Origin of the sequence: Haladaptatus sp. (genome assembly GCF_049589095.1) — an archaeon.
In the GTDB taxonomy this organism is placed as follows: Archaea; Halobacteriota; Halobacteria; order Halobacteriales; family Haladaptataceae; genus Haladaptatus.
In genome coordinates, this window is sequence record NZ_JBAWAC010000362.1 from 1 (window position 1) to 11,804 (window position 11,804).

Genomic DNA, 11,804 nt, shown 5'->3' on the forward strand with positions numbered 1-11,804 from the left:
CTGCTGGTCGGCCGCGGCGAGTTTACCGGCCGACTTCCGGTGACGATTCCGGGCGTCGAGGAACCATAAACGGTTACTGCGCCTGCTCGGAGACGTTTCGAAACACGTCGGCCACCTCTTCGGTCAACCTGTCGAGGAGTTCTTCACCCTTTTCGGCGGTCGCCAGTTTCGGGTCCCCGATGGCTCCCGAATCGGAGTACTCCTCGAACGGGCGGTAGGTCGAGAGCGGGCCGCCGACGTGGAGGTCCTGTATCCCGCGGTCGTACGGTTCGTCCAAGTATTCGGCGTCGGCCTCGTCCATCTTCACGAGTTCGGGGTACAGATGGCGCATGAGCGACGTTTCGAACTCGCCGCCGTGGGACATCCCGCCGACGTCGCTCTCCCGAATCTCGTCGATGAACGGTTCGGCGAGTTGGAAGTAGGTCAGTCCGGCGACTTCCACTTCTTCGTGTTCCTTGCCGACGATGCTGACGGCGCTCCCGATGGCGTTGCCGTTGCCGCCGTGGCCGTTGACGAAGCAAATGCCGTCGAAGCCGTTTTCGAGCGCGGTGTCGGCCACGTCGGCGAGCAGGTCGAGCAGGTCGTCCAGTTCGAGCGAGATGGTGCCCCCGAGCGAGAGGTGGTGGGGCGAAAACCCAGACCACACCGGCGGCGTGACGAGGAGCGGTACGTCGTCCGCGGCGCGCTCCGCGCCCGCGTGGGTGACCGCGTCGGCCAACAACGTGTCGGTGGCGACGGGGAGATGGTGGCCGTGCTGTTCGATACTACCGACGGGGATGACGACGACCGACCCATCGGCCGCGCCGACATCGCGGATTTCGCGTCGAGTCTTCGCCGCCCACGCGACGGGGGAGAGACGCATCGCTGCAGTCATGGGATACACTGCTCGTATCGGCCGTATAACGGTTTGGGTTCCGTCAAGGCGGAACGGCGACGCCGTGACGAGTCTATCGAGCGGCGACCGGAATTAAAATTCAAAGATATAGAACTAAATTTTATTATTATGGCCCTCTATAATCGGGTATGGCGGGAGAAAAGCGGAGGTTCGATGGAATCGAACGGGAACTGACGACGAACGCGTCGAGGCGAACGTTCCTCAAAGGAACCGGCGCGATGGTCACGGCGGGCGCGCTCGCCGCGAGCGGGGCCGAGGCGGCGAGTGGCGGCAATCGCGTCGTCGGGTACTATCCCTCGTATGCGGGGAGTTACACGCCTTCGGACGTTCCGTTCGACGAACTCACGCACTTGAACTTCGCCTTCCTCGACGTGGCGTCGGACGGGACGGTCAGCGTCGGTAGTTCGTCGGACGCGGACCTGCTGGACGAACTGGCGACGTACGACGATACGAACACGGTGTTCATGCTCTCCATCAGCGCCGGATGGTACTCGGGGACGTTCTCGGACGCCGCATCGACGGCGACGCGACGCCAGCGGTTCGCGAAGACGGCCGTCGATATCATGGAGGAGTACCAGTTCGACGGTCTCGACCTCGACTGGGAGTATCCGGATGGGTCGATTCGGTCCGCCGACCCGCACAACTTCTCGCTCCTCCTGAAGGCGTGTCGGGACGAACTCAACGCGCGATTCGGTTCGTGGACGCACCTCTCTATCGCGGCATCCCCGAACCCGAACATCGTGGACGATGCCTACGAGGTGGATACCATCAGCGACTACCTCGACCACGTCAACGTCATGACCTACGACTATCACGGGGACTGGAGCAGCGAGACCAACTTCAACGCGCCGTTTTTGGCCCCGAAGTCGTCGTCGGAGTTCGACGTCAAACACCACATGCAGTATTGGGCAGGGAAACCAATCGCGAAGGACAAACTCGTCATGGGAATGCCGTTCTACGGACGGTCGTATTCGGGCGTCGCATCGGATGACGACGGACTGTTCAACTCGTTCGATTCTTCGAGTTCGATGACCTATTACGATATCAAACAGAACATCGAACCGCAGTCTAACTACGTGTACCACTGGCATTCGACGGCCCAGGTTCCGTGGCTCTATTCCGCGGCAGAAAACACGTTCGTCTCCTACGACGATGCGGCGTCGATCGGAAACAAATCGGAGTTCGTGAAGAACAACGGCTACGGCGGGACGATGTGCTGGGAGCTTTCGCAGGACGCGAGCAATACTCTCGTCTCGACGATGCACGACAAGATGAACCCGTAGTCGGGTTTCGTTTCGGTTCTTCGGACTTTCTCACGCATGTGCGAGTTTCAACTCGATGATGTTCTTCGCCCTGAGGAGGTCGTCGAGAAGCGAACCGTCGGGGTCGGCGTCGATCCTGCTCGCCGGACCTGAGACGCTGATGGCTCCGATGACTTGGCCGTTCTCGTTCTTGATGGCGACCGCCACGCATCTGATGCCGGGCACGCGTTCCTCGTCGTCGACCGCGCGTCCGTTCTCGCGGACGCGCTCCAGTTCGGTGCGGAGTTCCTCGCGGTCGGTGATCGTCTTCGGCGTTTCGGCGGGCAAGCCCAGTCGATCGAAGATCTCGTTTACCCTGCTTTCCGGGAGGTACGCGAGGATCACCTTTCCCAAGGCGGTCGCGTGGAGCGGGACGCGTTTTCCGGGATGAGTATCGAGAGGGATGGCATCGCCGCCGCGTGCGTTGTAAATGTACACGCCGTGGCCGCCCTCCTCCACGAGCAAGTTCGCGGATTCTTCGGTCTCGTCGGCCAGTTTGTCGATCTCCGATTTGGCGAGTTCGTACACCTTGCGTCGCGAGCGGGCGTACTCCCCGAAGTCGAGGAACTGGAGACTCACGTAGTAGGTGTTGTCGTCCCTGACGACGTAGCCTCGCTGCACGAGCGTCCGGAGGTGATTGTGGACCGTGCTGTCCGGGAGGTCGAGATGGGCGGAAACCTCGGTGAGACGGGCACCGTCGAGTTCGCGCAGGGTCTCGATGATGTCGAACGAACGCGCGGTCGTCCTCACGGGAGTCGGTGATTCTCGAGTCATTGCCCTCTACGCTTCTTCGTTTCCCGGAGGACCACTATATAATTTCCTTCGAAACGGGGTGTGCCCAATCGGTCTCCTCGATTTCCAGCGATGTTTTCGAGCCCATCCTGACCGCTGACGACCTCCTCGATTCGCGATGATGACCCGGTTCCTAATAGCCACCCTATTTAAACCATTGAAGTTGTTTACGCGACAATAGTAAAAACAGTCAAAAAATATTCATTCCTTCCGGCGACGGACCCGTTGGTACTCGACCGAAGACGATCGCATCGTGGGGACGGGTCGAAAACGCGACTACGGAATGTGAACCGCTGGAGTTACTGGACCCGTTCGCCGGGGTTCGATTCGACCGGTTCGCCGACCGACCGGCGTTCGCTCATCTCCTCGACCGACAGGAGACACGAGATCCGATGGCCGGAACCGGGTTCCGTTTCCTCCAAGACGGGTTCTGTCTGCTCACAGGTTTCCCCGATTTTCTTCGGACAGCGGGTCTGGAACGGACAGCCCGACGGCGGGTTCAGCGGACTCGGAACGCTTCCTTCGAGCAGGATGCGGTTGCTCTTTCGTTCCGGGTCCGCGTGTGGCACCGCCGAGAGGAGGCTCTCGGTATAGGGGTGGAACGGGGCCGAGAAGACCTGGTCTACGGTGCCGACCTCGGCGACCTTCCCGAGATACATCACCACGATGCGGTCACAAATGTGCTGCACGACGCCGATGTTGTGCGAGATGAACAGGTATGAGAGACCGTACTCGGCCTGAATCTCGTTCAGCAGGTTCAGGATCTGTGCCTGAACGGAGACGTCGAGCGCCGAAACCGGCTCGTCACAGACGATAAGCTTCGGTTCGACGGCGAGCGCGTGCGCGATGGCGATGCGCTGTTGTTGTCCGCCGGAGAACTGGTGGGGATACTTGTGGATGGAATCCGGCGAGAGACCGACGCGCGTCAGCAACTCGCGGGTTCGCTCCCGCTTTTCCTCGCCGGTCGCGATGTCGTGTTTCTCCATCGCCCGCCCGATTATCTGCCCCACCGTCTTTCGCGGGTTGAGCGAGGACTGCGGGTCCTGGAAGATCATCTGCATCTCGCGGCGCAGGCTCCGGATTTCCGAACTCCCCATCTCGTGGATGGGTTCACCTTCGAAGTACACCTCACCGTCGGTGGGTTCTAGGAGCTTCAACGCGGTGCGTGCGACCGTCGATTTGCCACAACCGCTCTCGCCGACGAGCCCCACCGTCTCACCCTCGTAGATGTCGAAATCGATGCCGTCGACGGCTTTGACGGCCTGTCGTTCGAGCGTCGGGAGTCCGCCATCGGACCGCGAAAACGTGAGGTTACCCAAGAAACCGTCCCCAGCGGGGAAATGCTTCTTCAGGTTCTTCACCGCGAACAGCGGCTCGCCGCTTCGGTCGATTTGCTTCCGTCCGTGTCCCGACCCTTCGGCTTCGTACCCCTGACTCAGATCGAGGTCGTTCGCGTGGATGCACGCCGCACGCGACGTCGTCCCTTCGACCGGAGCGAGTTCGGGATTCCCGCCGGTTCGACACGCCTCGGTCGCGTACGCACAGCGCGGCGCGAAGTTACATCCCTGCGGCAAGTCGGTGAGGTCCGGCATCGCCCCGTCGAGCGTCGGGAGTTCGTCGTACTGTACGTCCGCTTGGGGAATCGAATCGATCAAACCGCGCGTGTACGGATGGCGTGGGTTCTCGAACAGGTCGTCGAGTTCCGCGGTCTCGACGAGGTTACCCGCGTACATCACCCCGACGTGATCGCACGTCTGGGCGACGACGCCGAGGTTGTGCGTGATCATCAGGATGGCCATCCCCTTCTCGTCCTGCAGGTCGTTCAGCAGGTCGAGGATCTTCGCCTGGGTCGTCACGTCGAGCGCCGTCGTCGGCTCGTCCGCGATGATCAGATCCGGCTTACAGGAGAGTCCGATGGCGATGAGGACACGCTGGCGCATCCCACCGGAGAACTCGTGGGGATAATCGTCGAATCGCTCCGCCGCATCCGGAATCTCGACGTCCCGCATCACCTCGATGGCCTGCTCGCGCGCCGCCGGTCGGTCCTTGTCCTGGTGGTGCATGATCGTCTCCACGATCTGTTCGCCGACCGTGAGCACCGGGTTGAGTGACGACATCGGGTCCTGCGGAATGAGCGCGACTTTGTTCCCGCGAACAGCGCGCATCTCCTTCTCGGAGAGCGAGAGCAGGTCCTCGCCGTCGAAGAGAACTTCGCCGCCGGTGATCTCGCCGGGCGTATCGATGAGTTGGAGCAGGGAACGGGCGGTGACGCTTTTTCCGGCACCGCTCTCCCCGACCAAGCCCATCGTCTCGCCCGCATCGAGGGCGAACGATACGTCGTTTGCGGCGACGACTGCCCCGTCCTCCGTGAGGAACTCCGTCCTGAGGTCGCGAACTTCGAGGAGGGGCTGCCGTCCGCCGTTCGTGTTTTCTCGGTTCATTCTATCGAATCCACCTTGGGGTCGAGAACGTCTCTGAGGCCGTCACCGAGCAGGTTGAATCCGATGACGGTGACGGCGATGGCGATACCGGGGAAGATGATTATCCACGGCGCGGTCTGCATGAAGCCGCTCCCGTTGTTGATCATCAGCCCCCACGAGGGCGTCGGTGGCTGTGCACCGAGCCCCAAGAACGACAGGCTCGCCTCCGCCAGCATCGCGAAGGCGATGTTCAGCGACCCCTGCACGAGCAGCGGGGCCGAACAGTTCGGTAACACCTCGCTGAAGATGATGTAGGGATTGCCCTCCCCGCGGGCGATGGCCGCCTCGACGTACGCCTCGTTTCGCTCGGATAACGTCGCACTCCGGGCGACGCGGGCGATGTACGGCGTGTACACGAACGCCAACGCGATGATGACGTTGTCGAGTTCCGGCCCAAGAACGACCAACAAGGTCAGTGCGAGAAGGATCGGCGGGAAGGACATCGCGGCGTCCATGAACCGCATCAGCAGTTCGTCGATGATCCCGCCATAGAAACCGGAGACGAGTCCGATTACCGTCCCGATCAGGAGCGCGCCGGTAATGGCACCGAAGCCGACCTTCAGCGAGATACGGCTTCCCATCACGACGCGGCTGAAGATATCCCGACCGAGGTCGTCGGTGCCGAACGGATGGTCGACCGACGGTGGCTGTGTTCGGTCGGAGATGGACGTCTTCTGGATCGAATACGGTGCGATGACCGGCGCGAAAATCGCGACCACGATGAGCGCGACCACGATGACGAGACCGATCATGGCCTTGGTGTTGTTCCTGAACTGCCGGGCGAACCGCTCGAACCGCTCCATCCGCGCGGAAGAAGTCGTCGAGTTCGACGTTGAGGTCGCCATTATTCACTCCCCCCGTAGCGAATCCGCGGATCGAAGTAGCCGTAGAGGATGTCCGCGGCGAGGTTCGAGAGCATGTACATCACCGCGACGACCAAGATACAACCCTGCAACAGCGGGATGTCGCGGCTCTGGATGGCGGTCAGCATCAGTTTGCCGATGCCCGGCCAGTAGAACACCTGTTCGAGCACGACGACGCCGCCGAAGGCGTAGCTGAACTGAAACGCGATGACCGTGATGACCGGGATGATGGCGTTTCGAAGCGCGTGTTTGAGGACGATGACCCGCTGGGTCATGCCTTTGGACCGAGCCAGCTTGATGTACTCCTCCGACATCACTTCGAGCATCGACGACCGGGTCATCCGCATGATGTACGCGGTGAGCGCGAATCCCATCGCCGAAGCCGGGAGGATGAGGTGAGTCAGCGTCCCCATCGGGTCCTCGCTCGGCGGGACGTATCCGCCGGTCGGGAGGACGTTCAACCAGACGGCGAAGACGAGGATGAACACCAGTCCCCACAGGAAGATCGGAATCGACACGCCGATGAAACCGAACATCGACGCCAACAGGTCCGGCATGTCGTTCTGTTTCACCGCGGCGATGACGCCGAGCGGCAGCGCCAGAACGACCGCGATGACCGTCGCTGCACCGGCGAGCAGGAGCGACCGCGGCAACTTCTCGGCGATGAGCGAGATGACGGGGTCGCCGAACCGAAGCGACGTCCCCATATCGCCCTGCAGAAGCCCGAGCACCCAGTCGATATACTGGACGTACAGGGGCTTATCGAGGCCCATCTGGGCCTGCAGCGCGTGAATGGACTTGTCAGTCGCGTTCGGCCCGAGGATGAGCAACGCGACGTTTCCGGGCAGGATCGTCGTCACGACGAACGTTATCAGCGTCACGAACAGAAGGGTTAACACCATGAACCCCAACCGCCGCAGTAGATAATCAGACATCGACATGGTGTCCCTCCATCTTATTCGTCCAACCAGTTGTCTTCGAATCGGAGCGTCGAACCGTCGGCCGTTCCGATCTTACCTTTGTACTTCTTCGAACCGGCGTACAGGTTCGCCTGCCACCAGAGCAGAAGGTGGCCCGCGCGGTCCTCGTGGAAGATTTTGGTCGCTTTCTTGTACAGGTTAGCACGCTTGTCCTCGTCGTACATGTGCCGTGCCTTCTCGACCAGTTTGTTGTACTCGCTGTTGTTCCAACCGGTGAAGTAGAACGCCCCATCCGGGTGGAGGAACTTGTAGAACGAGACGTCCGGGTACGTCAGCGCGAGGTACGAACTGGTCGTCGCCTCGAAGTTCTGCTTGCTGTACACGTCCGAAAGCCACGTGCTCCACGTGATCTTCTGGATGTTGAGGTTGATTCCGGCGTCGGATGCCTGGTCGGAGATGACTTTCGCCCCCTGCACCTGCGTCGGGTAGGACTGCGGAATCTTGAACGAAACCGAAAAGCCGTCGGACATTCCCGCCTTCTTCAGGTGTTCCTTGGCCTTGTCGAGGTCGCGCGGACGCGGTTTGATGTCCTTGTCGACCCACGGGCTGCCGGGTGCCGCAGGCGTCGCGGTCGTCTTACCGGTGCCGTACAGCGCGGCCTCGGCGATTTTCTCCTTGTCGAGCGCGTAATCGAGCGCGAGACGGGCGTGTTTGTTGTTGAACGGCTTCTTGTTGCAGTTCAGTCCGAGGTAGACCAACGCCTTCGGGAACTGCTTTTCGAAGCGGACGGACGAGTCGTTTTTGAGCGACTCGACGTCCTTCGGCGGGACGCCGTTGATGAAGTCGTACTCACCCGCACGGAACGACTGGAGGCGCACGTCCGGGTCCTTGATCTCGCTCTTGACGATCTTGTCGAGGAACGGGCCGTTCTCGTCGCTGGCGTTCCAGTAGTCGTCGAACTTCGTCATCGTGAACGAGGTTTCGACCTCGCGACTGTCGTACTGGTACGGGCCCGTCCCGATGGGTGCATTGATCTTCTTCTTCTTCGCCTGTTTTTCGGGGACGATGTGCATCTCGCCGGTCGACATCCGCGAGAGGAACGGCGCGAACGGTTCGGACAACTGCACGACGAAGGTGTGGTCGTCCGGGTTCTTCATCGAGTCCACGAAGTCGAAAAAGCCGGTGGCGAGATAATCGCCATTGGCGATCCGATCGAAGGTCGCGAGCACGTCCTTGGACGTCATCTCGTCGCCGTTGTGGAACTTCACACCCTTTTCGAGCGTGAACTCCAGTTTGGTGTTGTCATCGGATGTCGTCCACTTCTTCGCCAGATGGGGCTTGAGCGAGTAGTCCGGAGCCAACCGAATGAGCGGTTCGGTGATGTTTTCGAGCACGCGGTTGGTCGCGGCGGCACTTTCGAGGTGCGGGTCGAGTCCCTGCACCGGAACGGCACCGCCCCATTGGAGCGTTCCACCGGATTTCGGGCTTCCGCCGCCGCCTCCACCACTGCCGTCCGACCCGCCGGAATCGTTCCCTCCGAGACATCCCGCGAGCGCGACCGGAACGCCGGCCGCCGTCGCGGCGAGGAATGCTCGGCGGTCGACGCGTCCGTTTCCGGCCGTGTCGCTATTTTCAACAACATCGCGGCTATTGCTATCGCTTGGCATAGAATATCGAACTCAGTTACCCGTGATAAATGTTGTGCATTTCGCGGATATTTAGTTGAAACGAGAAAAAAGCGGACCGATATCGGTCTGGACGACGGTGGAGACGGCGTGGGGATTCGGAATCGTCCAGTCGCGCACGATGAAGTAGGGGTAAATCACGAAAGACATACGTTCGGTGTCAATTTGAGAAACAATCAAATAGGAGGGTTGGACAACTCCCGGAAGAGGCATGCAAGTAAGCGAGGACCGACTGCGGAGTGATATCGAAGCCAACGCGGCGTTCGGATCGGTCGCAGTCGAGAAGGGCCACAGTCGGACGGTCCTCACTGGAACGGAGGCGGATAGAAACGCGCGAGAATACTTCTGCGAACGGTTGCGGGACGCCGGACTCACCGTTCGCATCGACCGCGTCGGAAACATCGTCGGCCGATGGACGCCCGAAAGCGCTGATCCGGACGCCGCACCGGTCGCGGCCGGGAGCCACCTCGATTCGGTGCCGGAGGGGGGTATCTTCGACGGCCCGCTCGGCGTGTACGCGGCGTTGGAGAGCGTCCGAGCGATGCAGGATTCGAGAATCGAACCGACCCGTCCGGTCGACGTCGTCTGTTTCACCGAGGAGGAGGGCCAACGGTTCGACGGCGGCCTGCTCGGTTCGGCAGTCGCCGCCGGGGAGATGGCCCCCGAGACGGCCCTCTCGTTGGAAGACGACGCGGGTGTGACCCTCGAATCCGCCCTCGACGACATCGGCTTTCGCGGGGATGGACGGGTTGCGGCCGACGAGTGGCACGCGTGGCTGGAACTCCACATCGAACAGAGCGAGCGCCTCGAAGCGGCGGACGTTCCCGCAGGCGTCGTAACCACGATCACGGGACTCTCCCGCTGTGCCGTCGGGATTACCGGCGAGGCGAATCACGCGGGATCGACGCTCATGCCGGACCGGTCGGACGCGCTCGCTGCCAGCAGCGAGTTCGTTCTCGATATCGAAACGGCCGCGGACGTCGAAACGGATTCGGACACGGCGGTCGCCACCGTCGGTAAACTCGACGTGCGACCGAACGCGCCGAACGTCATCCCGGGACGTGTCGAACTGAGCCTCGACGTCCGGGACATCGAGCAGGAGTCCATCGAACACGTCATCGACCGCGCCAGAACGAGTCTCGATCGAATCGAGACCGAGCGCCCCGTGACCGCCGAGTTCGAGCGCCCGTGGAACCGCCACCCGGTACCGATGAGCGAGCGCTGTCGAACCGCCCTGTGTGCCGCCGGGGACGACGCGGGTATCGAAACGCTCGAACTGCACTCCGGTGCGGCCCACGACACCATGCACGTCGCGAACGTCACGGACGCTGGCTTGCTGTTTGCCCCGTCACGGGACGGGATTTCCCACAACCCGTTGGAGTGGACCGACTGGGACGATTGTGCCGCCGCGACGCAGGTACTCGGCGGTGCGCTGAAGCAACTCGCCTGCGAATAGTCCCGTTCCAGTTCGTCGGACGAACGGTCCCGTACGTCGCCGAGACGCGCATCGATACCGTGTTCAGGCGATTTTTCGGTCGATTCACGAAGGCAGTGGGAACGCTATCCTCGTCATTTCGGGCTATCGGACCGTACGAATCCGATAGCTGGTGGATCCGAATTCGACCGACGCCCGAACAGTGGATTGCACCTATCGAGAACATCGGATGAATTCGCGGCTGGCTATAGAGCACTCATACGCCGTGAATTACGGGGATATCATTTGTCCGTTCGAAATACTGTAAAAAATACGGTGTCGAAGCCTGAATGTCAAGAAACGGTTTGCACGTATGAAGAACAACTATGATAGAAATTGAAATAGGTGATTCTGCGATAAACCGGGGTTTCGAGGACTGAGGGCGAATATGTAAAAAATCAATTATCTCCAATATCGATAAAGGTCGTTTACTGCTATCGGTTTTGCTCGCCGGAAAACCCTGCACCATATACAAACACTATTACGGTTGGATTCGGTATCCTCTCACATGACCGATCGAACGGAAACGGGCTCGTCGCGCACGTTGAAAACGGTGACGCGAGCGTTCGACGTGATACAAGCGCTGGAGGAGTTGAACGGGGCGGGAGTGACGGAACTGGCGGAGCACCTCGATATGTCGAAAAGTGCCGTGTACAACCATCTCGCGACGCTTCGTGAGAACAAATTCGTCGTTCAGGAGGGGAGCACGTACTCGCTGTCGCTGCAGTTCCTCCTCCTCGGAGAGTACGTTCGTAATCAGAACAAGTTGTACAGTATCGGTAAAGAGGAGATCGAGAGCTTGGCCGACGAGACGGGGGAGTACGCCCATCTTGCGACCGAACAGCACGGGCTGAGTGTGAACCTCTACAAAGTAAGGGGGGCGAAAGCGGTGGGGAGCAACTACCAGACGAGCAAACTACAGAAGCCGGATTATCTCCACTTCTCCGCGACCGGGAAGTCGATCCTCGCATCGCTCCCGGCCGAGCGCGTGAACGGGATCATCGACCGCTACGGATTGGTTCGCAAGACGAAGAACACGATCACCGACCGCGAGGAACTGCTCGCGGAATTGGAGGAGATTCGAGAGCGCGGATACGCCTACAACGACGAGGAGGAAATAGAGGGGCTCAAAGCTATCGGCGCACCCGTGCTGGACAGGGAGGATCGCGTTCTCGGAGCGGTCAGCGTTTCCGGCCCGACCAATCGAATGAACGAAGCGGAGTATCACGATACGATGGTCGAAAAAGTCACCAACGCGGCGAACGTCATCGAGGTGAACATCAACATGGCCGAACAGGAATCCGACCATCCGAACTTCATCTGAGAAGGGAATCGATCCCCGTGTTTCGAACGATATTGCTACGAATACGGCCACGAAAAAAGCATGACACGAA

Annotated in this window: 9 protein-coding genes; 3 read left to right on the plus strand and 6 right to left on the minus strand. The window is 60.6% G+C overall.

Annotation, left to right across the window (positions count from 1 at the left end):
• Positions 1-73: 73 nt before the first annotated feature.
• Entirely contained in the window at positions 74-874 is an 801-nt protein-coding gene (locus WBV42_RS11350; RefSeq protein ID WP_423986132.1) for a creatininase family protein, read from the minus strand.
• Positions 875-1,023: 149 nt separating this feature from the next.
• On the opposite strand from WBV42_RS11350, the gene WBV42_RS11355 reads away from it, so the two are divergent.
• A complete protein-coding gene (locus WBV42_RS11355) occupies positions 1,024-2,178 on the plus strand; it encodes a glycoside hydrolase family 18 protein (protein WP_423986133.1) in 1,155 nt (384 codons plus the stop codon).
• 30 nt (positions 2,179-2,208) lie between these two features.
• On the opposite strand, the gene WBV42_RS11360 is transcribed toward WBV42_RS11355, so the two are convergent.
• From WBV42_RS11360 to WBV42_RS11380, 5 genes are all read right to left on the minus strand, one after another.
• Positions 2,209-2,970, minus strand: a complete 762-nt coding sequence (locus tag WBV42_RS11360) for an IclR family transcriptional regulator (RefSeq protein WP_423986134.1) — start codon at positions 2,968-2,970, stop codon at positions 2,209-2,211.
• A 317-nt stretch (positions 2,971-3,287) separates the two neighbouring features.
• A complete protein-coding gene (locus WBV42_RS11365; RefSeq protein ID WP_423986135.1) occupies positions 3,288-5,429 on the minus strand; it encodes a dipeptide ABC transporter ATP-binding protein in 2,142 nt (713 codons plus the stop codon).
• Positions 5,426-6,313, minus strand: a complete 888-nt coding sequence (locus WBV42_RS11370) for an ABC transporter permease (protein WP_423986136.1) — start codon at positions 6,311-6,313, stop codon at positions 5,426-5,428. Before WBV42_RS11370 ends, WBV42_RS11365 begins: the two co-directional genes overlap by 4 nt.
• Entirely contained in the window at positions 6,313-7,272 is a 960-nt protein-coding gene (locus WBV42_RS11375; protein WP_253228789.1) for an ABC transporter permease, read from the minus strand. The genes WBV42_RS11370 and WBV42_RS11375 overlap by 1 nt, the downstream gene beginning before the upstream one ends.
• 14 nt (positions 7,273-7,286) lie before the next feature.
• Complete coding sequence (locus tag WBV42_RS11380) at positions 7,287-8,918, minus strand: ABC transporter substrate-binding protein (RefSeq protein ID WP_423986137.1); 1,632 nt, start codon at positions 8,916-8,918, stop codon at positions 7,287-7,289.
• 229 nt (positions 8,919-9,147) lie between these two features.
• Between WBV42_RS11380 and WBV42_RS11385 the strand changes: the two genes are divergently transcribed.
• Both WBV42_RS11385 and WBV42_RS11390 read left to right on the plus strand, forming a co-directional pair.
• Complete coding sequence (locus tag WBV42_RS11385) at positions 9,148-10,392, plus strand: Zn-dependent hydrolase (protein ID WP_423986138.1); 1,245 nt, start codon at positions 9,148-9,150, stop codon at positions 10,390-10,392.
• Positions 10,393-10,918: 526 nt separating this feature from the next.
• Positions 10,919-11,734 (plus strand): IclR family transcriptional regulator, encoded by an 816-nt coding sequence (locus WBV42_RS11390; protein WP_423986139.1) that lies wholly within the window; start codon positions 10,919-10,921, stop codon positions 11,732-11,734.
• Positions 11,735-11,804 lie beyond the last annotated feature (70 nt).